The organism is Campylobacter sp. JMF_11 EL3, from assembly GCF_027736965.1.
GTDB lineage: Bacteria > Campylobacterota > Campylobacteria > Campylobacterales > Campylobacteraceae > Campylobacter_B.
In genome coordinates, this window is sequence record NZ_JAOVTJ010000001.1 from 419,051 (window position 1) to 441,098 (window position 22,048).

18 protein-coding genes and 1 pseudogene are annotated in these 22,048 nt (G+C 39.4%); 1 reads left to right on the plus strand and 18 read right to left on the minus strand.

Annotation, left to right across the window (positions count from 1 at the left end):
* Positions 1 to 270: 270 nt before the first annotated feature.
* The 18 genes and pseudogenes from htpG to OFN67_RS02150 form a co-directional block, all read right to left on the minus strand.
* Complete coding sequence (gene htpG / locus OFN67_RS02065; protein ID WP_270867988.1) at positions 271 to 2,112, minus strand: molecular chaperone HtpG; 1,842 nt, start codon at positions 2,110 to 2,112, stop codon at positions 271 to 273.
* Between the two features lie 90 nt (positions 2,113 to 2,202).
* Positions 2,203 to 3,285, minus strand: a complete 1,083-nt coding sequence (gene murG, locus OFN67_RS02070; RefSeq protein WP_270867989.1) for an undecaprenyldiphospho-muramoylpentapeptide beta-N-acetylglucosaminyltransferase — start codon at positions 3,283 to 3,285, stop codon at positions 2,203 to 2,205.
* Between the two features lie 2 nt (positions 3,286 to 3,287).
* Positions 3,288 to 4,454 carry an FtsW/RodA/SpoVE family cell cycle protein gene (locus OFN67_RS02075; RefSeq protein WP_270867990.1) on the minus strand — a complete coding sequence of 389 codons (1,167 nt, stop codon included), beginning with the start codon at positions 4,452 to 4,454 and terminating at the stop codon, positions 3,288 to 3,290.
* 54 nt (positions 4,455 to 4,508) lie between these two features.
* Positions 4,509 to 6,662: an FtsK/SpoIIIE family DNA translocase gene (locus OFN67_RS02080; protein WP_270868177.1), complete on the minus strand. Its 2,154-nt coding sequence runs from the start codon at positions 6,660 to 6,662 to the stop codon at positions 4,509 to 4,511.
* 160 nt (positions 6,663 to 6,822) lie between these two features.
* Positions 6,823 to 8,064: a type II secretion system F family protein gene (locus OFN67_RS02085; RefSeq protein WP_270867991.1), complete on the minus strand. Its 1,242-nt coding sequence runs from the start codon at positions 8,062 to 8,064 to the stop codon at positions 6,823 to 6,825.
* A pseudogene (locus OFN67_RS02090) lies at positions 8,061 to 9,810 on the minus strand (GspE/PulE family protein). The gene OFN67_RS02085 and the pseudogene OFN67_RS02090 overlap by 4 nt, the downstream one beginning before the upstream one ends.
* 5 nt (positions 9,811 to 9,815) lie before the next feature.
* Entirely contained in the window at positions 9,816 to 10,355 is a 540-nt protein-coding gene (locus OFN67_RS02095; protein WP_270867992.1) for a hypothetical protein, read from the minus strand.
* The gene (locus OFN67_RS02100) at positions 10,352 to 11,359 is read right to left on the minus strand and encodes a tetratricopeptide repeat protein (RefSeq protein ID WP_270867993.1); all 1,008 of its coding nucleotides are present in this window, start codon (positions 11,357 to 11,359) and stop codon (positions 10,352 to 10,354) included. The genes OFN67_RS02095 and OFN67_RS02100 overlap by 4 nt, the downstream gene beginning before the upstream one ends.
* Positions 11,352 to 12,182: an ATP-binding protein gene (locus OFN67_RS02105; protein WP_270867994.1), complete on the minus strand. Its 831-nt coding sequence runs from the start codon at positions 12,180 to 12,182 to the stop codon at positions 11,352 to 11,354. Before OFN67_RS02105 ends, OFN67_RS02100 begins: the two co-directional genes overlap by 8 nt.
* Positions 12,182 to 13,762 carry a pilus (MSHA type) biogenesis protein MshL gene (gene mshL / locus OFN67_RS02110; protein ID WP_270867995.1) on the minus strand — a complete coding sequence of 527 codons (1,581 nt, stop codon included), beginning with the start codon at positions 13,760 to 13,762 and terminating at the stop codon, positions 12,182 to 12,184. The genes OFN67_RS02105 and mshL overlap by 1 nt, the downstream gene beginning before the upstream one ends.
* The gene (locus tag OFN67_RS02115; RefSeq protein WP_270862440.1) at positions 13,740 to 14,177 is read right to left on the minus strand and encodes a hypothetical protein; all 438 of its coding nucleotides are present in this window, start codon (positions 14,175 to 14,177) and stop codon (positions 13,740 to 13,742) included. The genes mshL and OFN67_RS02115 overlap by 23 nt, the downstream gene beginning before the upstream one ends.
* Positions 14,174 to 14,830 carry a type 4a pilus biogenesis protein PilO gene (locus tag OFN67_RS02120; protein ID WP_270867996.1) on the minus strand — a complete coding sequence of 219 codons (657 nt, stop codon included), beginning with the start codon at positions 14,828 to 14,830 and terminating at the stop codon, positions 14,174 to 14,176. The genes OFN67_RS02115 and OFN67_RS02120 overlap by 4 nt, the downstream gene beginning before the upstream one ends.
* Positions 14,830 to 16,350, minus strand: coding sequence for a hypothetical protein (locus OFN67_RS02125; protein WP_270867997.1), 1,521 nt, complete (start codon positions 16,348 to 16,350; stop codon positions 14,830 to 14,832). The genes OFN67_RS02120 and OFN67_RS02125 overlap by 1 nt, the downstream gene beginning before the upstream one ends.
* Before the next feature lie 63 nt (positions 16,351 to 16,413).
* A complete protein-coding gene (gene era, locus OFN67_RS02130; protein ID WP_270867998.1) occupies positions 16,414 to 17,283 on the minus strand; it encodes a GTPase Era in 870 nt (289 codons plus the stop codon).
* Between the two features lie 18 nt (positions 17,284 to 17,301).
* Positions 17,302 to 18,618, minus strand: coding sequence for an HslU--HslV peptidase ATPase subunit (hslU, locus tag OFN67_RS02135; RefSeq protein WP_270867999.1), 1,317 nt, complete (start codon positions 18,616 to 18,618; stop codon positions 17,302 to 17,304).
* Complete coding sequence (gene hslV / locus OFN67_RS02140; RefSeq protein ID WP_270858759.1) at positions 18,619 to 19,164, minus strand: ATP-dependent protease subunit HslV; 546 nt, start codon at positions 19,162 to 19,164, stop codon at positions 18,619 to 18,621.
* Positions 19,164 to 19,607: a 50S ribosomal protein L9 gene (gene rplI, locus OFN67_RS02145; RefSeq protein ID WP_270868000.1), complete on the minus strand. Its 444-nt coding sequence runs from the start codon at positions 19,605 to 19,607 to the stop codon at positions 19,164 to 19,166. The genes hslV and rplI overlap by 1 nt, the downstream gene beginning before the upstream one ends.
* Before the next feature lie 18 nt (positions 19,608 to 19,625).
* On the minus strand, positions 19,626 to 20,843 hold the full coding sequence (locus tag OFN67_RS02150) for an argininosuccinate synthase (protein ID WP_270868001.1): 1,218 nt from the start codon (positions 20,841 to 20,843) through the stop codon (positions 19,626 to 19,628).
* Between the two features lie 172 nt (positions 20,844 to 21,015).
* Here OFN67_RS02150 and OFN67_RS02155 point away from each other — a divergent pair, with 172 nt between their 5' ends.
* A complete protein-coding gene (locus tag OFN67_RS02155) occupies positions 21,016 to 21,993 on the plus strand; it encodes a putative transporter (protein ID WP_270868002.1) in 978 nt (325 codons plus the stop codon).
* The last annotated feature ends 55 nt before the right edge of the window (positions 21,994 to 22,048 follow it).

Sequence of the window (22,048 nt, forward strand, 5' to 3'; positions counted from 1 at the left end):
ATTTCGTCGCTGTTTCACAACTCCTTACAATATCAAAAAGCAAATTTTACACAAATCACCTGCACGCGGGATTTTTACCACCTCGCGTGCAGTATTCCCCCAGCCAAAAGCCACGCTTAAATCATGGCTAAATTCCAAGCCAAAACACCACGGATTAAAACACAATCAAAATCCCAAGCGAAAAAGCGTGGCTAAATTCCAAGCCAAGCACCACGCTTACAACACAATCAAATCCCAAGCCACGCGCCACGCTCAATCAAAAATCAAATTTTACAGAGCTTTTGCGACTAATTCGTTGATATTGGCGATAAAAGCGCCCGGATCATCGACGCTTTGGGTCTCGCCGAGTTTAGCCAAATCAAAAGCCAAACGCGCCACGCTAGCAATCATAGTTTTATTATTTTCTAGCTTTTTGATAATCTCATGCTTTGCGTTGATTTCCAAAATCGGCTTAAACTCAGGCAAATTCGTCTGTCCCATTTGGCGCAAAATTTGCTGTGTGGCGTAGTCTGGATCGCTCTCGTCAAAGACAAGGCAAGAAAGCGAGTTTGTCAGACGAGTGGAGATTTTCACATCTTTTACAAGGCCCTCCAAGCACTCTTTAAATTTCGCCGCCACTTCCAGCGCCCACGGGCTTTGCTCTTCGTTTTGCTCAGCACTTTTTACGCTAGTTACGCTCTTGATTGCTGTGCCGTCAAACTCGAAAAGTCCCGGCATAACCACAGCATCAATCTCATCATCGCAGAGCAAAACCTCCACGCCCCTAGCGTTAAAATCCTCCAAAAGTGGCGAGTTTTTCAGCATTTTCGCGTCTTTGCCGGTGATGAAATAAATCTCTTTTTGCTCCGCGTTTTCGCTCATACGCGCCTTGTATTCATCTAGGCTGATTAGCCCCTCGCGCAAATTTGACTTAAATAGCGCTAGGTGGCTAATCTCAGCCTTATCAGGGCCGAATCCATACAAACCCTCTTTTAGCACTTTGCCAAAAAGCGCGTAAAATTTCTCATATTTTTCGCGATCATTTTTTAGCATTTTGGCTAATTCGCCTAAAATTTTCTTTACGCTTTGTTCCTTGACATGGGCCAAAATGCGGTTTTCTTGCAGAATTTCACGGCTTACATTTAGTGGCAGATCCTCCACATCTATCACGCCACGCACGAAGCGCAAATACACAGGCAAAAGCTCTTTGGCGTCATCTGTGATAAATACGCGCTTGACATAGAGTTTGACGCCACTTTGATAATCCACGCGGTATAAATCAAACGGCTCGTTTGATGGCACATAAAATAGCGTCGTGTATTCATGCACACCCTCTGCTTTGGTATGTATATGAAATAGCGGATCTGCGCTATCATGGCTGATTTGTTTATAAAAGTCGTCATAATCGCTCTGTTTTAGCGATGATTTTGGCAGTTGCCAAAGCGCGCTAGCCGAGTTTAGCTGCACGACCTTGGTCTCGCTATGACCCTGCGCGCCGTCCTCGCCAGGGATATACTCCTCTTTTTGCCCAAAAATCGGATATGGGATATGGTTCGAGTATTTTTTGATAATGCCCTCTAATCGCGCTAAATTCGCAAATTCATCGTCTTTTAAATGCAATATTATATCGGTGCCAAAGCTATCTTTTTCGCAGGCAGAAATCGTGTAGTCCTTGGCGTTTGACGACCAGATGAAAGCCTCGTCTTCAAGGGCTTTGCGCGAGATGACATCGATACTATCTGCGACCATAAACGCCGAATAAAATCCCACGCCAAACTGCCCGATTAGGTTGCTATCTTTGGCGGCATCGCCACTCAAATTCGCCATAAATCCCTTTGTGCCAGATCTCGCAATCGTGCCTAGATTGGTCTCTAACTCGCCTTCGTTCATACCGATACCATTATCTGAAATTTTTAAAATTTTATTCTTGCTATCGAGCGAAATTTCAATGCGTGGCGTGTAGCTTAAAGCCTTGTAAGCCTCATCGGTAAGGCATAGATAATTTAGCTTATCAAGCGCGTCTGAGGCGTTAGATACGAGCTCACGAAGGAAAATTTCCTTGTTTGAATACAGCGAGTGGATCATTAAATTTAATAAATCATTGACCTCTGTTTTGAATTTTTTCTTTGCCATAAAATGTCCTTTGGATTGAATTTTGTTTAAAAATTAGCACATTATAGCACCGAGTGCTAAGTTTTGTCAATATTAAGCCAAATTTTGTTTTTAAATTTGGCTTAGAATATCGTCGATTATGGATTTTGCGCCGTTTTTGGAGCTGAAATTTACTAGCCCTCTACTTGCACTTGGAGCGTCGAAATTTTGGATTAAATCCAAAATTTTATCCTCGCTAGCCTCATTTTGGCGCACGATTTTGCATAAATTTAGATCTTGCAAAAATTTCGCATTGTAGAATTGATGATCTCCTGCCGCGTGCGGAAACGGCACGAAAATCGCAGGAAGTCCGTTTGCCACGAGCTCCCACAGAGTGCTAGCCCCACTTCTGCCTACGCACAAATCGGCCTTTGAGATCAAATCGACCAAATTTTTGCTAAATCCCACAAGCTCGACATTTAAATTCGCGTTTTTGTAAAATTCGCTGTATTTTTCAAACTCTTTTTCGCCACATTGATGAATAATCTCATAGCCCATTTTAACGAGCTTTGGCGCTAAATTTGAAGCAAGAGTATTTATAAAACTCGCCCCTTGCGAACCGCCTAAGAAAATTATCGTTTTTATCTCACTTCGAATTCTAGATTTTTCGAAAAAAATGTCGCTTACTGGATAGTCGAATTTATCGCTTATGCACTGGGTATTATCCTGCGTAAATTTCGTCACGCAACCACAAGCCGTGGGAAGCTCGAATTTTTCCCTAGAATATGGGCTATAAATTTTCTTGCAAAACGGCTCTAAAAGGTCGTTTAAACGCCCTAAAATAGCGTTTTGCTCGTGGATAAAAAGTGGCTTGAAAAAAAACAAAGACGCAAACGAAGCCGGAGCCGAGCTGTATCCGCCCACGCTGATTACGGCTTTTACGCCGTTTTCTTTGAAAATTTTACGACATTTCAAAGATAGTTTTAAAATATTCATCAGCGATGAAATTTTACTAAATCCTTTTTTATTTACCACGCCAGAGCTTTCCAAAAAATACGCCCGCTCGAAAATTTCGCTATTTTCGAACCACGCTCTGTCTTGGCCGTTGGTCGAACCGATAAAAATCACCCCTATTCCGCGATTTTTAAGCTCAGTGCCCAAACTTTTTGCGATACTTAAATGCCCGCCTGTGCCACCACCACTGATTGCTATCATTTTTAGCTCCTTAAATTTGCGCGTTTGCTAATCATAAGTATAAATCCAACCGCCATTGAAGCAGCTATGACATGGCTTCCGCCATAGCTTAGAAACGGCACAGCGATACCCTTCATAGGTATTAACCCAGTAATTCCATAAGAATTTAGACAAAATGAGAAAAATAGCATAAAAGCAATGCCAAGCCCAAAGAGAAAATATACGCTATTTACGGATTTTGAGGCTATGCGAAAGACCCTAGCAAGCATCGCAGCAAAGAGCAAAACAATGCCAAGAATTCCAAAAAATCCGATTTCCTCGGCAATGCCAGCTAGCACGAAGTCAGTATGCACCTCGCTAAGATAGCCCAGCTTAAAGCTTCCCTGCCCTAGCCCAGCCCCCATTAGCTCGCCATTGTTTATGGCATTTAGCGAGTGGCCGACTTGGTAAGGCATATTCGCATCATCTACGCGAACCTTAGCGGCTGTTTCTGGGGAGAGAAACGGAGTGATAGTGTCTTGCACGCCAGCCCACCATGAGCGAATTCTCACGATTCTGTGCGGACTAGTGACGATAAAGGTATAACCCAAAATGCCGATTATTCCCACCACTATGCCAACTAGCCTCATACTTGTGCCTGCGAAAAACGACATACATATCATCGTCGCAGCCAAAACAGCCACTTGACCAAGGTCCTTTTGTCCTATGGCGATAACTATGCCAAAAATCGCGAAAAGAAAGACATACGGAACCCAAATTTTAATCTCTTGCCAAACCGTTTTTTTGGTGTGGTTCATCTTGCGCGAGAAGCTCCACGCCAAAAAATATATAAAACCAACTTTGAAAAATTCCACCGGAGCGATACTAATGCCTGCGATTTTTATCCACCTAGCCGCTCCATTTACCTCTGATACGATTGATTTAGGCATGAAGCCCATTGAGATCATCACTAGCCCAGATACCACCCACAAAACCATGCAAAACGGCGTTAAAACCTTATCTGGGTTAAACTGCGAAAGCCCCCACATAAGGAAAATGCTAAACATACCAAATATCCATTGTTTTTTGAAAAAATATAGCGGCTCAGTATCGCTTGCAAGCGTGGTATATGAGGTCAAGGATAGCGAAAATACAATGCCTATGGTGATTAATGCAACCGTGAAATAAAACAGCCACTGATCTGTTCTCAAATTTTACTCCATTTAAATTTCAAAATTTAGCCAAATTTATTTGATGATATCTCTTCACCCTTTGGTATTAACTTCGCTTAAAATTCCCATTTGCTCTAACTGCTCGATGATTCTAGCAGCGCGGTTGTAGCCGATTTTAAGACGGCGTTGCAGATAGCTACCAGATGTTTTACCCTCGGTTAGAACGATGTTTTTCGCCTCTTCAAACAGCTCGTCAAGCTCCATATTTTGCGGATCCATCATACCTGTGCCCTCTTTTTGACTATCATTTTCGGCCAAAAATCTCTCATCATAAACCACGCTTTCTTGCGAACGCAAATACTCAGCTATGGCATTTATCTCATCTTCTGTGCTAAATGGCGCATGCAGGCGAATCGTAGTGCTTCCACTTGGTGGCATAAAGAGCATATCACCTTTCCCTATCAGGCTTTCAGATCCCATTTGATCGAGGATTATGCGACTATCTGTATATGAGCGAACCTTAAAGCTAATACGACTTGGCATATTTGTTTTGATTTGGCCCGTTACAATCTCTTTGCTTGGGCGTTGAGTTGCTATGATGAGGTGGATTCCGCATGCTCTTGCCTTTTGAGCTAAAAGCACTATGTTGGTTTCGACCTCTTTTCCACCTGTCATAATAAGGTCGGCAAATTCATCTATCACAACCACAATATAAGGCAAAATTTCGCCATTTTCTTTTGAAATTTTGGCATTATAACTTTCGATATTTTTGACCCTATTATCAGCCATTATGCGATATCTATGCTCCATTTCAGCCACGACATTTCCAAGGGCGGTTATAGCTTTTTTTGGCTCAGTAATAATCGGCGTTAGTAGGTGTGGGATATCCTCATAAAGCCTAAATTCAACCATTTTTGGATCGACCATTATTAGGCGCAGGGTTTTTGGCGAATTTCTATACAAAAGGCTTAAAATAAGAGCATTTACGCCGACGCTTTTACCGCTTCCTGTTCCTCCTGCGATGAGTAGATGCGGGAGTTTTTTTAGATCTGTGACAAAAGGCTGACCCACGATATCCTTACCAAGAGCCATTGTAAGCGGACTAGAAGCTGTTTTAAAAACCTCACTTTCAAAAATTTCGCGCAAATAGATTGTCTGGGCCTTTTTATTTGGAATTTCGATACCTACGACATCTTTGCCAGGAATCGGGGCTTGGATACGGATCGTCTCCGCGCGCAGTGCCATAGCCAAATCATCTTGGAGGGTTAGGATTTTGCTAACCTTAATGTGCGCTGCTGGGCGAAACTCAAATGTCGTAACCACGGGGCCTGAGTATGTGCAAATGACATCGCCGTCGATTTTAAATTTGCGAAGTTTATCGAGCAAATCAAAGATTTTTTGATCTATTTCGCTATCATCGACCATATTTTGTTTTTTGGGCGGATTTTCCAAAAAATCAAGTGGCGGAAGGGCGAAATTTTGCGGTTTGTCTATTTTACCCTTTTCTAGCTCATCAAGAAGTTTTTTGTTTTCGGCAACCTCGCTTAAATGCTCGACTTTTTTTAGCGAAGATGGTTTTTTGGAATTTGATTTTTTGGAATTTGGCTCTAAAATTTCATTTTGCAAATTTGGCTCTTTTTCTAAATTTAAATCTAAATTTTCACCCTCCAAATCATCGCTTTGCTCGGTTAGAAATTTTTCGATTTTGCTCTCTTGCTTTTCGCTAAATTCGGCTCTGTCTTTTTTAAGCGGTTTTGGTTTTAGCTCGGTTTGCGCCCTTGTGGCTCTTTGGCGGGTTTGTTCGCGCGAAATTTCACTTTTTGCCTCGCTAGTTTGCTCTTTGATAAAAGAATTTTTGATTATGTTTGTAAGCTTATCCTCGAAAATCAACACCAGCGAAAGGACAAAAAGTGTTAGATTAAAAATCCAAATCCCCACGCTTCCCACAAACTGCCTTAGCTGATTTATAACCACGCTACCGATGATTCCGCCACTATCGCCAATAATGCTTGATTGCACAAAAAGCACGGTGAAAAATAGCAAAATCACGCCTATGCAAAATTCAAAAAATCTAAAATCAAATCCCCTGAAATAGCGATACGCGATATAGACAAGCCCTAGTAAAAATAGCGGATAAATATATGAAAAATAACCAAAAAGCCCTAAATTTACCGAGCGAATTGCATTGCCAGCACTGCCGACAAGAGCTGAGTCAGGCGCAATCGTAGCAAATCCAAAAAACAAAATTATAGCCGAGACGATTATAAAATATACTTCTTTTATTATGATAAATCCTTTGAAAATAAAAAGCGCAATTTTAGCAAATTTAAGGTTAAAATTTTATTTGAAAACTAGAATTTTACGAAGTTGAGATAAATCCGCGCCCGATTTGGACGCGGATTTTGTTTTAGCTTTTGACAGCTTTTCCCAAATCCCACATTGGCATAAAGATACCAAGAGCGAGTAGCAATACCATACCAGCCATGAAAAATAGCATAATCGGCTCAACATAGCTAGAAATATTATCGATAATATCATCGAATTTCTCTTTGTAATAATCAGCAACATTTCCAAGCATTTTATCAAGGTTACCAGCCTGCTCACCAGCGCTAATCATCTGAATAAGCATACTCTCGTAAAGTCCAGTATTCTCAAAAGCCTCTGTTAGGCTAACACCTTGTTGAACAGCGATTTTAACGCTTGAAAGTTTTTCTTTTAGCGTGTGATTATCGACCATCAAAACAGCCGTATCAAGGGCGTCTGCGATAGGAATACCAGCGCGAACTAGCTCGGTAAAAATAAGCATAAAGCGTGACATTGTAGAGTAGAAAATAATCTTACCAAACAAATAAACCTTTAAAATTCCCCTATCCCAGCCGATTTTAAACTGATCGTTGTTTTTATAGAGCCATTTAAGACCCACGATTGTAACGATGATACCAAGCAAAATATAGCCACCATAATTGCTAAGCGCACTTTCAATTCCTAGCAAAATTTTTGTAGGAAGTGGCAAATCTGCGCCGAGCTCTTCGAAAATTTCGCGGAATTTAGGCACAACATACATCATCAAAATCGTAAATGCTATCGCCATAACAATCATCAAAGTCATCGGATAGCGCATAGCCTTTTTAAATTTTCTTTGGTTCTCATAAAGTTCAGTAAGCATAGAAGCTAGCTTGGCAAGTGATTCGGCCATATTACCTGTGGCCTCACCGAGGCTTACCATTGCCACGACGACATCGCCTAGTTGTGGGCGGAATTTCTCAGCTGATTCAGTAAGGCTAAGACCCGCATTAAGGTCGTCGTTCATCGCGCTAAAAATGCCTTTTAGCGTCTTATCCTCTGTCGCTCTTGCGACCTCTTTAATAGAGTCGTGGATAGAAATACCAGCGTTTGTCATAACAGAAAGCTGTCTAATGGCAGCAACTAATGGCAGAGTTTTTACCTTGCCACTACCGCCCATTAAACGAGTTACTTGGGTTTTAAAATCGCCTGTGATATTACCCAAATTTTGCGTTTGAGCGCGTCTAGAAATCGAACCGCCTGAGCGTTGTTTCATTAGGTTGTTCGCATTGACCTTGTTATTGACTTTTAGTCGCATTTGCTGGCGTTTTCCACCAGCGTTCATATTTACATTTAAATCTTTCATTGTTTAGCCACCCTATAAATTTCTTCTATACTTGTTACTCCACGAGCCGCACGAATAATGCCGTCTTCAAACATATCGATAAAGCCCTCCTCTTTCGCCAAAGCTCTCATATCGTCTTTCGAGCCACCATTTGCAATCAGGCTTTGCATACGATCTGTAATAGGCAAAATTTCACTTATCATCTCACGACCCATATAGCCTGTCTGACCACATTGATCACAACCAACTGCTTTGAAAAATTTATACTGCTCAGGTAAAAATTCTTTTAACTGATCGAGCATAGATTTTGGCACATTTGTCGGTTGTTTGCAGTGCGGGCATAGCTTGCGCCACAAGGCGTTGAGCCTCGACCGCAATAAGCGCACCACTGATTAAGTAACTCTCAATTCCCATATCTACAATTCTTGGTATCGCACTAACAGCGTCATTTGTGTGTAGTGTAGAAAAGACCAAGTGTCCAGTAAGAGCCGCTTGAATCGCGATTCTAAGCGTTTCTTGGTCGCGAATCTCACCAATCATTATAATATCAGGGTCTTGACGCAAAATCGAGCGCAAAGCCGACGCAAATGTAAGGCCTGCTTTTTCATTAACATGGACTTGTTGTATTAAATTTACCTGATACTCAACAGGGTCTTCAACGGTAATGATTTTTGTATCGACACTTTTGACATCGTTTAGTGCCGCATATAGTGTGGTTGATTTACCACTACCAGTTGGTCCAGTAACTAGGATAATGCCATACGGTGCGTGCATTGCATTGCTGAATTTTTTAAAGCTTTCTGGGTGCATACCAAGCTTTTCAAGGCTAATGATAACCTTAGATTTATCCAAAATACGCATAACGGTAGATTCGCCATTGATAATAGGCAGTGTCGAGATACGAAAATCGTATTCGCGCCCAGAAATCGTCATAGAAAAACGGCCGTCTTGTGGCTTTCTACGCTCTGCAATATCCATATTTGAAAGCAGTTTCAAACGGCTAACAAGTGGCGGATAAATGTCTTTATCAAAGATAAAAATTTCTTGCAACATACCGTCAATTCTGGTGCGCACGACGCAGTTATTCTCAGTAGGCTCGATGTGAATATCGCTACCGCGCATAATGATTGATTGTTTTACAATCATCTCGATAAGCTGCAAAATCGCAGATGTATCATCGCCTGTGCCACTACCGCCCGTGCTAGCAAGCTCTTTTCTAATAGTAGCGACCAAATCTTTGATACTTTCAGAAAGTTCAAGCTTAGCCATATATTTATTTACTTGATTTGGATCGGCCACAACGATTTTTAGAAGGTGTTTGTTAAAAATCGCTTGAATTCTATCCTGGGCTTCCATATTAAATGGATCAGAAAACGCAACATAGATATTTAAATCGTCCGCCCTTACAGGAATTACGCCAAATTTTTTAAGTTGCGCCATCGGAGCGCGCTCAGATAGTTTAAAATCGATATCAACATCGTCTAAATTCATATAGGTTAAATTTTGCTTTTTAGCCAAAACTTGCAAAAATTCTTTTTGATCGATTGAAAATTTCTCACGAACATCTTCGTAATCAATCTGTCTGCGTTTGTAAAGCTCAGCTAAAATCAAGCAAAAATTTTCTTGACTTAAATAGTTGTCGCCGACCAAAACTTCGCCAAGGGTCAAACCAATATCCATTTTCTCCTGAATTTCAGGGACGATAGCTTGGGTTAGGACATTATTTTTTATTAGAATTGAAACAATCTGCTCTTCTATCTTTGTCATATCAATCACCAATAAATTTTAATCGAGCTAAGTTTTTCACTGGCATAGATTGCCACCACCATTTTTTTTACTCCCTCTTCTTCTTTGATAAAAAGCTCGGCTTTTTCGCCGTCATCTAGGGTAAAAACATACGCATCACCTTTTTTGGTGTATGTTTTCTCTACGAATTTATCAAAAATTTCAGACAAAATATAATTAATCTTCGGCGTTCTGATATACGAAATATCCACGCCATCGCAAAGCGCTAAATAAAGCATTTTCTTTTGAAAAACTATGGTCGAATACAAAGAGGCATTTTCCCTAGTTTCCTTCGTTTTATACAGCATTACCATTGGCACGACTAGCTCATTTACCCTATCCATTTTTAGGCAAGCTTTCGCGTAAGTGTTTGCTAGCGCCTCGTTTTGCTCCTCGATAAAGAGATTTCTAACGCTTTCTTGGCAAATTCTATTGTATTGACCGATTTGATCCCAGTTTCGCACATCATCGACATTGACAGCGAAAACAGAGCCCAAAATTAGCGTTAAAAATAAAAATACTCTCATAGCGCACCGCTTTTGATTTGATTTATTAAATTCGCAATTTCACCATTTTTAGCCTTAGAATTAAATGTTTCTAGCGCATAAATAGCGTCATCTTTGCGACCTTTTTTATAATTAGCTTTGGCGAAAATTATCCAGCTATTAATATTGTTTTTATCAATCTCATTTGATGTTAAAGCCCATTTTATCGCATTGTCATAATCTTTTTTATTATAAGCTTCCTCGGCCAATGAAAGCGAATATTCGATTTTATTTGTCGCATAAAATTTACTCTCCAAACTCTGTCGCTCAGAGCTTAAATTTGAGGTGCGAATTTCAAGACGAGAGCTAATCGGAGCCCTATTTACAGGGGCTGGCGCGTTAGAAGCGACATTTTGTTTTGGCGGCAATGGAGCCTTACCAAAATCAATAATCTCGTTTTTCATCGGTTGGTTGAAATTTTGAGCATTTGGGTTAAAATTTGGCACATTGTTAGCCTGATTAAAACCCTGATTAAATCCGCCGTTTGCAAAATTTTGGTTATTGGCAGAATTTTCGTATGTGTTTGTAATCTTAAAACCGCCAGAATCCTCGCTAGATAGCACGCCCACATCGTTGATATTTAGGCTTGGGCGATCAATATTTTGCGCTCGGTTGCTATCGTTTGCTGGGGCGCTGATATTATAATCTGCACGCGAAATTTCACTATTTTGCGCGGCAACCTCAGTTTGCGGGGCAGTATTTATGGTAGGCTGGGCCTGCGGCGCAAGGTTTGGCGCAACATCACTTATGGTAGATTCGTTTTGGATATTTTCGTTTATGCTAGCCATGCTGACTTTATCATCGTCTTTAAGCAACCAAAAAATCGCGCCGATCGCGATTGAAATCAAAGTCAAAAGCCCTAAAATCGTCTTGTCAAATTTAAATACAAAATTTGGCTTAGATTTCAAAAAGGAAAATTGCTTTTTGTTTTTATTGTATTCTTCCCATTTTTTTTCTAATTCATTAACTTCGTAAAATTCAAGCATCGATTATCCCCGTGCCAATGGCCGCCATTTCTATGATTTTATTATTGATTTGAGCAAAACTAATTTCTGTTGGCTTATTTGCCTCGTAATACTCAAACAGCTCATACATTTTATACATTAATTTGTTTATGTTTCTCATATTTCCATCAGTTAAATTTAGGATTAAATCGAAATTGTCATCGCTAAACATAAAATAATATTGCTGAAAACCATGAAAAACTAATTTTTTTTCTATATACAGCTTCACCTCGCCTAAATTTGAGTTTGGAAGCTCTATACTCTCCCAAATTCTGGTTTTAAAATAATCTTTGGCAAGACGATCTTCCTCGTCTGTTTTATGCACTGTAAATAAAAATTTAAATAACCTAGAATCCGCCATTAATCTAATTTTTTCAATCAAATTTCCAGGATAAAGCTGAGCTTCATCGAGCAAGATTACCACCTGCTCCACGGCTGCACCTCCACCTGTAATCCCAAGTCTTTCGCGATAAACTCTCATAAAATTTTCGTAGTTATCGATTGGCGCAACTGGGTTAGAGTGGAAAATTTGAGAATAGAGTTCTAAAAAAAACTCTTTTTCATCAAAAAAAGGTTGTGGCATAAAAACTACTTTAACCTTTTTTTCCAAATCGACCTTGATTTTATTTAGCAAAAAGGTCTTTCCGCAACCTGGTTTGCCATAAAACAAAATCAGTTTAAGCGGTTTTTGTAGGGCATTTAAAATTTTATGGTATGCAAGAGTTGATTTATCGAGATTAACGAAGTCTGAGACTTCGTTATCTTCGATAAATATCTCTTTAATAGAGGTATAAGTGTTACTCATTATTTTTCATAAATTGATTTTGAGTAACCAAGCTCTTTTAGCGATGTAGCCAAAGGAGCGCCTGTATTGTCGATAATATGTGGAGTTACGACAAAAATAAGCTCAGTCGTGCTTAAAACATCAGCTGTGCTTTTGAATAAATTTCCTACAAGAGGAATTTCAGCCAAAATCGGAACTCTTGTATTATTTTTAGATTTTGTTTGACCAATCAAACCACCAAGGATTACAGTATCGCCATCATCAACCCAAACTACACTTGAAAGTTTCTTTTGAAGTGTATCAGGAGCGATATTTCTAGGTGTAGTAGTTTTCACATCATCTTCTGCATATTTAAAGCTACTCAAAGACGGATTGATTCTAAGCATAATTCTATTATCATCTGAAATTTCTGGCAAGATATTTAACAAAATACCGATAAAAATAGAGTATTGTGTTTGATCAGATGTGACAGAGCTACCATCACTTGCCGCAGTTAGAGAAGTAGCGCTTTCTAGCAATAAATAGTTGATAGTATCACCAACAGAAATAATCGCTGGTTGGTTATTCATAGTAGTTACCTTAGGGCTAGATACAACTTTTGTTTTACCCTTAGTCTCCAAGAAGTTAATCATACCATCAATGCTGAAATTCAAGTTCGCGCCGATAGCCCAAGCACCGTTGCTAGTGCTTGTTTTGCCAGACCATTGATTAGTAGTACCGCCAGTAGTAGTTCCGACATTTAATGCAGCATTACCGCCAGTGCCATTTGTAATAGTTCTACCAACTGAATTTCCGAAATTAAACAAACTAGCTGTTCCAGCATTGTCTATGTAAGTATTGAAACCAAGTTGGAATTTACTCCAATCGATACCTGTTGTGTATTCATTGTGCAACTCGACAGAGATGATATTTACATCAAGCAAAACCTGTCTGCCAAGGCGTTTTTGCATACTTTTCAAATAACTATCAACACGAGCAATTTGAGATTTTGTAGCAGTTACGGTAATCAAACCAGCATTTTGATTGATGATAGGAGCTACGGCTACATATTTTTCTGTGCCGTTATTTAAAATACTAGTGATATCATCGCTGATTTTTTCCCAAAAATCAAATTTCTCAGTAGAAGTGATTTTGTTATCATCTAATTTAGCATCATCAATATCATCGCCTACCTCGATAGGAGCTGAATCAACAGAAGCTTTTGTAGTAGCCACTCCCTCTCTTACAGAAGTGATATAATCTACCTTAAATGTCTTTGTCTCTAATGCAGAAATTTTAAGAACATTGTTTGAGTAATCATAGCTAAGGTTGTTTTCTTTGATCAATAAATCAAAAACCTCTCTTAATGACATATCTTTAATGCTAACACCTTGAAGCTCTTTTGCAAGCTCTTCTTGTGCCATAGCATCTTTTGCAACGACAGAAAATCTACACATATCAGATAATTGTGTTAGCATTTCATTTAGTGTTACAACATCATTAACCTTAATATTCAAAGCCTTTCTATCGCAGTTTGAAGCAGCAGATAAACCTGTGACACCAAGCGATAATGCAAGCATAGCAGCTAAGCTAAGTTTCTTACTTGTATGTAATAGTGACATTTTGATTTCCTTGTTTTAGTTTTAATTCGATTTTATTATCTTCGTTATTAGCGACAATAACGCTATTGCCAGTTATTTGGACAATCTTATATGAACCGATATAATCACCTAGTCCATACCATTTGTCATTTAATTTAACTTTATTGCCCATAATACCAAGCAACTGATAACCTAAACCTTCTGTTTTTTTCACCACAGGCTCAGCAGGACCAGTATTAGCCTCACGCGGATAAAATGGATCTGGCAAAGATGCGATTTGAGAATCACTAAGACCCACTCTTGGCTTGTTTAGGTTAGAAAACATACCATTATATCTATCTTGAAATGCTCTTACTTCATCAGATAGACCCTTAGGCTCATCTGCTCCAAAAAGCACACTAGACAAAACAAACGAACATAAAATTATCTTTTTCATTTGTAATTCACTCCCCAGATAGACATACCAACCGTGCCACCAATTTTACCTTCCTCGGTGCCATTGATATCCATCTTATTAACATCTACAATCATTTCTGATTGTTCGATTAAATTTACATATCTAACAACATTTTGAAAAGCACCTTCAAATTTAACATCGATATTCAACAATGCTTCTGGTTTGAATACATTTTTAGCACTCGGCTCTTTTTTAGAGCTAATAATGCTATGAATTTTGATATTATTATTCTCAGCCAGTGTTGTTAAACTGTCCATAAAGGTAGCCCAGTTTTTCTCATTGTATGTTAGCTTTGAAATCTCTGTCAATTTTACATCTAAATAGTTGATTTTATTAACAGCGTTTTCCAAATTTGTCTCTTCGCGTTTTAAAGTAGCTCTTTCTTGCGCAACTTTGCCAGTAGGATTACCGTTAAACTCAGTATCATACTCTCTTTGTGATTTTTCCAATTTATCAGTCGCGCTAGCTAAATTGCTTTCACTCTCTTCTAAATATGGCACAGAGTATGTGCTCAACGCAAAGTAAGCAATAACCGCTGCCAAAGCCAAGCCCATATATAAATATGTGTTGGCGCTATTTCCTTTGGCTGCAAACCATTCATCAATTTGATCTAATGAACCTTTTTTTCTCATTAGCGCACCTCCACACTTATATTACTATCATAAACGACACTGTCATCTTTGCCTTGCAAGACGATTGTTTCAGTATATACGCCATATTTTGCTTTTTGGCTTATATCTTCTAGCAACTCTGTCATTTGCTTGTCATTTTTAGTATGAACTTCTACGGTGATATTTCTATCATCGTTGCCTATTCTTACCAATTTTCCTCTGTTTTTAACAATCATATTAGTAAGGTCAAATACAGACATGCCCTTCATAGCATACTCATTTTTCTTACTAAAAATTTCGTTAATCAAACTACTGCGATCGCCTAGTTCTTTATTTCTTACGCCAAATTCCTCTTTGACTTTGGCAGTTTTATCTCTGGCTTCTTTAACTTGCGCTCTTGCAGGGACAAGCTCTGATTCTAGCCCCTCATACTCTACTGTTTTCTCATCAGCTATCATATTGTTGTAATAACCATAGCCGAATTGATATGCAGGGTAAGCAGCACCAAGCAACAAACCACCCAAAACATAGCCAATCAATTTACCGCTATATCTTTGATTTAATGGTGGTGGGCGCATAAATGGTGAGTAGTTGTGATCATCATCTGGCTCAGCCAAGTATTGCTGTCCGGCTAAAAACATCAAAGTATCTAGTTGAGTAAGCGGATAATCTTTCGCATTAATCGCTACGCTAAAATTGAAATCTTTGTAGTCGATTTTTAGATTGTTTTCTACAAAAACCTCGATAGCAGGGATTTTGCCGATATCTGTGCCGATATAAATACTTTGAATATTTATATTATAGACCTTAGATATACCGTTCAAAACATCGTTGATATAGTAGAACATATCATCGAAAATTTGAATCATATAATCTCTCTCAGCTGGATTTTCTAAATTTATACCTTGTGTTGCAAGTAATTTAAAGAATTCAGCCTCTTCCATTCTGTTTCCGACCAATTCAGAAAATTTGTCGTGCAAGAATTTGAGATTGTATCTAAGCTGTCTTGATTGAAAATATTCACCGTTTTGATAGACGACCAAAAACGCGTCATCTCTTTGCAGATAAACAAAACAATCAATTCCGTCTCTTGTCAAAATTCCACGAGCATAGAGATTTTCGTAAAGAAACGGTGCCATAGCGACATAATCGATGTAATTTGTGCGAGCTGCGATAGCATCAAATTCAGCAGTTAATTTTGTGTTATCGACGACGAATACATTAAATACTCTATCATCGCTGTTAGCACCGATAACTTCGCTATATGTAATTTTATAATCCAGAGCAGTGTCAAGACCTAGCTCCTCATAAACCTTAACGACGATAGTGTCTAACAAATCGTCATCCGCGACAGTCTTGCTTATTTCGACTGTTGTTGTCATTACATCCTTATAAGGTACATAAGAAATGTAAGTCTCTTTCGCACGATTTGATTTAGAAAAATCGTGTTCAAAAACTTCATTTTCACTTAGACCGAATATGGTTTGCGTGACTTTGTTGATTGCAACAACCGAAGTAGCATTTTTACTATTTCTTGCCATAACACTCCACTTCTTTAAATGAAATTAAATATCTACGAATAATAATAAAAATAAAATGAAATGTCAATAGATAAAGTGCCTTTTTACGCCATTTTCATCATTTTTCCACCCTTTTTTTACCAAAACTATTAACTTTAAGTAAATTTTAATGTTTTTAAAGGCGGAAATTATTTTTTTTCCTCTAATCCCTATTCTCTTAATTGTTTCACCATTTTTGCCAATTAAAATTTCTTTATGAGAGTTTGTGTCGGTAATAATCTTGGCATAAATTGAGATTAAATTTGGCTTTTCTATCACTTTTTCGATTAAAACATCGCTCGAATATGGCACCTCGCTATTAGTATTTTCGAAAATAGATTGCAAGATAAATTCGCGGTAAATGTCCTTTTCGTTTGTAGTGCTTAAAATTTCAGGATCGTAAAAATACTCGTGCTCGGGCAGAAATTTGCAAATTTCGTCCAAAATTTGGCGTTTGTAGATATTTTTTTTGATACTAACTGGAATTATGGCTTCAAATTTATCTTGAAATTTTTGATATTCAAGCAGTTTTTTAACGATTTTTTCGTCATTTACTTCATCGATTTTAGTCAAAATCACGATATGTTTGGCAGCGGGATTTAGCTCGACAAATTTCGCGTAGTTTTCCACGCTATCATGCACAGGCGCTAAAAACAGCGTCAAATCGCCGTCCCCAATGGCTTTGAGCGCCACTTCGACCATAAGCTTATTCATCAGCTTCTCGCTCTCGTGAAGTCCTGGGGTATCGACAAAGATGATTTGATCATCTCCATGCATAACTATGCCATTGATTTTACGGCGTGTGGCGTTGATTTTGTGCGAGACAAGCGAAATTTGCTCACCCAAAAGATAGTTTAAAAACGAGCTTTTCCCAGCGTTCGTGCGTCCGATAAGTGTAACAAATCCGCTTTTCATTGAAATTTCCCGCAAAATTTAAAGAATATATTTTGCCAAATCGTCGTTACTTACGATTACGCCCAGCTTTTCGCTGACTAAATTTTCATCGATCACGATCTTTTCACCGCTGTGCTCATCGGCTTCGAAGCTGATGTCTTCTAACACCTTTTCCATTATGGTATGAAGTCGTCTAGCACCGATGTCTTCGACCTGTGCGTTTGCCTGAGCAGCGTATTTGGCAAGTGCTTTTATGCCACTTTCGCTAAATTCTAACTCCACGCCCTCGGTTGCTAAAAGCGCACAGTATTGTTTAAGAAGCGAATTTTTTGGCTTGGTTAAAATTTCGTAAAGCGCGTTTTCATCTAAGCTTTCAAGCTCCACGCGAAGCGGAAATCTGCCTTGAAGCTCTGGGATCAAATCGCTTGGTTTGCTTATGTGAAACGCCCCAGCAGCGATAAATAAAATGTGATCGGTGTCTAAATTGCCAAATTTCGTGCTCACGCTCGATCCCTCCACAATCGGAAGCAAATCGCGCTGAACGCCCTCTTTGCTCGGATCTTGGCGCGAGCCGTTGGAGCTAACGGCTACCTTATCAATCTCATCGATAAAGATAATGCCCTCTTCCCTAGCCCGTCTCATCGCCTCTGCCTTTACGCTTTCCATATCCAAAATTTTCTCGCTAGCTTCGTTTTTAAGGGCGACTTTGGCGTCTTTGATTTTGAGCTCTTTTTTTGTTTTTTTCGTCGCTATGCCGATGACTTTAATGAAATTCTCTTGCATATTTGCCATTTCTGGCGGTAAATTTGAGTTTGATTCTAGCGTGTTTTCGCTGATTTCGATTTCGATTAATTTCTCGTCCAAACTCCCGCTAAGTAGCTTTTCACGCATTTTTTCGTAGCTTTTGGCATACTCTGCGTTTTTCTCTTCGCTAGCCCCTCTTGGTAATGGCGGCATAAGCTTTTCTAAAATTTTTTGCTCGATATACTCGTCGATTTTGTCTTTGTTTTTTTCAAATTCTTCATTTCTGACTAAATTTACAGCCGCAGCTGCCAAATCTCGCACCATAGACTCCACATCTCGCCCTACAAAGCCCACTTCTGTGTATTTGCTAGCCTCCACTTTGATAAATGGCAAACCAAACATTTTTGATAATCTTCGCGCGATTTCTGTTTTTCCCACGCCGGTAGAGCCTATCATAAGGATATTTTTTGGAGTAACTTCGCCCCTCATATCATCGCTTAGCCTCATACGGCGATAGCGATTGCGAAGTGCGACTGCTATCGTGCGTTTAGCGTCCTTTTGTCCGATTACATAATCATCTAAATTTTTAACAATTTCCTTTGGTGTCATCATCTATTTATCGTCCCAGATTGCGTAAGTTTTAATGTTTTCGTTTGTGTAAATGCAAATTTCACCAGCTATTTTCAGGCTCTCTTTTACCAAATCCTCTTCGCTTAAAATTCCAAACCTATCCAATGCCCTAGCTGCGCTTAGTGCGTAGTTTCCGCCACTTCCAATGGCCGCTAGGCGACCGTCGTCTGGCTCGACGACATCGCCCGTGCCACTTAGCAAAAATATATTTTTTCTATCCACTACAAGCATCATGGCTTCGAGTTTGCGTAGATATTTATCCTTGCGCCACTCTTTGCTAAATTCCACCACAGCTTTCAAAAGTTCGCCCTTTGCGTTATCAAGGCACTTTTCAAACATATCAAAGAGATTAAACGCATCGGCTGTGCTTCCTGCAAATCCAGCTAGCACGCTTCCGTCTTTGCCTATTTTGCGAATTTTAGTCGCATTGCCTTTAAGCACGGTATTTCCGAAGGTTACCTGTCCATCTCCGCCGATGACTGAGCCACTTTTGCCTTTGTAAGCTAAAATCGTAGTTGCTTCAAACATTACTCTGCTACCACATCTATTTCAAATTTCGCCACAATGCCGTGTTTAAATTTCGCCGAAACATCGTAAATTCCGACACTTTTTATATTTTCGACTTCCAAGACTTTTTTATCTATATCGAAATTCTTTTGCTCTTTTAGCGCAGTTGCGATCTCTTCTTTTGTAACTGAGCCAAAAAGTGCGCCATTTGCACCTGCTTGTTTTGCGATTTTTAATCGGACATTTTTTAACGCCTCTTTAAGCTCGGTAGTTTTGTCGATTTCCTCTTTTTCTAGCTCGGCTTCTTTGCGTTTGCCAGCCTCGTATTTACGCAAAACCTCGTTAGTCGCAGCTAGCGCAAAGCCCTTTCCTATCAAAAAATTATTTCCATATCCGTCTTTTACTTCTTTGATTTCACCGGCTTTTCCTAGCCCTTTGACATCTTTTATAAGTAAAACTTTCATTAAATTTCCTTTTAAATTTTAAAATTTTCGACCGCTTTTTCCTGCGATAATAAATCTAAGCGCATTTAGCTTGATAAAGCCGTCTGCGTCTTTTTGGTTAAATACAGCGTCTTCTTCAAATGTGCTAAATTCGACATTAAACAAGCTATCTTTGCTCTCTCTGCCTATTACGATGACATTTCCTTTGTATAGCTCTATGCGAACTACACCATTTACGCACTCTTGTGATTTATCGATTAGGCTTTGAAGCATGATTCGCTCTGGGCTAAACCAAAAGCCGTTGTAGATCAGCTCAGCGTATTTTGGCATAAGCTCGTCTTTTAGGTGCGCTGCGCCACGATCTAGTGTGAGGCTCTCTATCGCGCGGTGAGCTTTGAGAAGGATTGTGCCACCTGGGGTTTCGTAGCAACCTCTACTTTTCATACCGACATAGCGATTTTCGACTAAATCAAGTCTGCCAATACCGTGTTTGGCGCCAAGATTGTTTAATTCGTGTAAAATTTCATGTGCTTTTAGTTTTTTGCCATTTAGCGCAATTGGATCGCCATTAGCATACTCGATTTCGATGATTTCGCTCTCATCTGGGGCGTTTTTTGGATCTGTTGTCCATCTCCACATATCATCTTCTGGGGCGTGATTTGGATCTTCTAGCACCAAACCCTCATAAGAAATATGAAGTAAATTTGCGTCCATTGAATATGGTGATTTACCTGGTTTTTTTGTTATATCAATACCATGTTTCTCGGCGTAAGCAAGGAGCTTTTCGCGGCTGTTTAAATCCCACTCACGCCATGGAGCGATGACCTTTATATCAGGTTTTAGCGCATAAGCACCAAGCTCGAAGCGAACCTGATCGTTTCCTTTGCCAGTAGCGCCGTGGCTTACAGCGTCTGCGCCTGTTTTTTGCGCGATTTCGACCATTTTTTTCGCAATTAGCGGTCTAGCGATACTTGTGCCTAGCAAATACTCGCCCTCATAGACTGCATTTGCGCGAAACATAGGGAAAACATACTCTTTTACAAACTCTTCTCTCAAATCTTCGATAAAAATATTTTCTGGTTTAATGCCTAGTTTTAGGGCCTTGTCTTTGATTGGGGCTAGGTCTTCGTTTTGACCGATGTCAGCAGTGAAGGTTACCACTTCGCAACCATAATTATCGCCAAGCCATTTTAAAATAATACTCGTATCAAGTCCGCCAGAATACGCTAGAACTACCTTTTTTACGCTTTTTTGCATAACCACTCCTTTGATTTGAAAATAACGGCAAGGATTTTAGCTAAATTTTGGTTTAAAAGTTCTGAAATTTGCGAAATTTGGGAAATTTGCGAAATTTTAAGGCGTTAAAATAAAAATTAATATCAAATTTGCTAAAATTGATTTTGAAATAAACTTTCAATAAAGGTAGATAATGTTTTCATCATTTTTCAAAAGCAAAAAATGGCGAATTTTGGCGTGGGGCGGTATGTTTTGCATACTAGGTATAAATTTGTTTCAAACCATTTTAAATGTCAAATTTAACGAATGGTATCGGACATTTTATGATATGGGTGGCGAGATAGACAAGCACACAATCGATGAATTTTACCAACAAATTTTGCTTTTTATCTGGATTGCTGTATGGTTCGTGCTATCGGTGGTTGCTGAGCGATATATCACGCGTGTATGGGTGCTAAAATGGCGCGAGGCGATGACATTTGCATACATTGGCTTTTGGCGCAAGGTAGAGCGCGATATCGAGGGTAGCTCGCAGCGTATCCAAGAGGATATTTATCGTTTCACCAAAACGCTCGAAGATGTCGGCATGCGTATCGTGTATGCCTTTATGACGCTCTTTGCCTTCATACCGATTTTGTGGAATTTAAGCTCAGGGGTCAAAGTACCAATACTCGAAAATATCCCAGGCGGGCTTGTTTGGATTGCGCTAATCGTTAGTATCGGAGGGCTTGGGATTTCGTGGTTTGTGGGACGCTACCTGCCACGCCTAGAATACAACAATCAAAAAGTCGAAGCAGCCTTTCGAAAAGAGCTAGTATTCGCCGAAGAAGATAAGCAAAACTACGGCAGCGAAGAGAAAATTTACTCACTTTTTGACAAGCTTAAATTTAACTACCACAAGCTATTTTTGCACTATTTGTATTTCGATGCGTGGCTAAATACATACTCACAAATCCTAGTCATGGTGCCTTACCTCATCATGGGTCCTGGGCTTTTTACCAAGGCAATCACGCTTGGCGTGCTAATCCAAACGGCAAACGCGTTTAATAAAGTGCGCGTGAGTTTTAGCGTATTTACGAATAACTGGACGACGATTACGGAACTTCGCTCAATCCACATGAGGCTTAAAGAATTTGAGGAAAATATCGGGTATAAGCCAAATTTAGAGTAAAAAAAATAGCGAATTTGGGTGAAATTTACCTAAATTCGCAAAAAGGAGTTCAATG

Coding starts and splice junctions, on each gene's coding strand:
- htpG (WP_270867988.1), bottom strand. CDS start 2,112: ATGGCAAAGAAAAAATTCAAAACAGAGGTCAATGATTTATTAAATTTA.
- murG (WP_270867989.1), bottom strand. CDS start 3,285: ATGATAGCAATCAGTGGTGGTGGCACAGGCGGGCATTTAAGTATCGCA.
- OFN67_RS02085 (WP_270867991.1), bottom strand. CDS start 8,064: ATGAAAGATTTAAATGTAAATATGAACGCTGGTGGAAAACGCCAGCAA.
- OFN67_RS02095 (WP_270867992.1), bottom strand. CDS start 10,355: ATGAGAGTATTTTTATTTTTAACGCTAATTTTGGGCTCTGTTTTCGCT.
- OFN67_RS02100 (WP_270867993.1), bottom strand. CDS start 11,359: ATGCTTGAATTTTACGAAGTTAATGAATTAGAAAAAAAATGGGAAGAA.
- OFN67_RS02105 (WP_270867994.1), bottom strand. CDS start 12,182: ATGAGTAACACTTATACCTCTATTAAAGAGATATTTATCGAAGATAAC.
- mshL (WP_270867995.1), bottom strand. CDS start 13,762: ATGTCACTATTACATACAAGTAAGAAACTTAGCTTAGCTGCTATGCTT.
- OFN67_RS02115 (WP_270862440.1), bottom strand. CDS start 14,177: ATGAAAAAGATAATTTTATGTTCGTTTGTTTTGTCTAGTGTGCTTTTT.
- OFN67_RS02120 (WP_270867996.1), bottom strand. CDS start 14,830: ATGAGAAAAAAAGGTTCATTAGATCAAATTGATGAATGGTTTGCAGCC.
- OFN67_RS02125 (WP_270867997.1), bottom strand. CDS start 16,350: ATGGCAAGAAATAGTAAAAATGCTACTTCGGTTGTTGCAATCAACAAA.
- era (WP_270867998.1), bottom strand. CDS start 17,283: ATGAAAAGCGGATTTGTTACACTTATCGGACGCACGAACGCTGGGAAA.
- hslU (WP_270867999.1), bottom strand. CDS start 18,618: ATGATGACACCAAAGGAAATTGTTAAAAATTTAGATGATTATGTAATC.
- hslV (WP_270858759.1), bottom strand. CDS start 19,164: ATGTTTGAAGCAACTACGATTTTAGCTTACAAAGGCAAAAGTGGCTCA.
- rplI (WP_270868000.1), bottom strand. CDS start 19,607: ATGAAAGTTTTACTTATAAAAGATGTCAAAGGGCTAGGAAAAGCCGGT.
- OFN67_RS02150 (WP_270868001.1), bottom strand. CDS start 20,843: ATGCAAAAAAGCGTAAAAAAGGTAGTTCTAGCGTATTCTGGCGGACTT.
- OFN67_RS02155 (WP_270868002.1), top strand. CDS start 21,016: ATGTTTTCATCATTTTTCAAAAGCAAAAAATGGCGAATTTTGGCGTGG.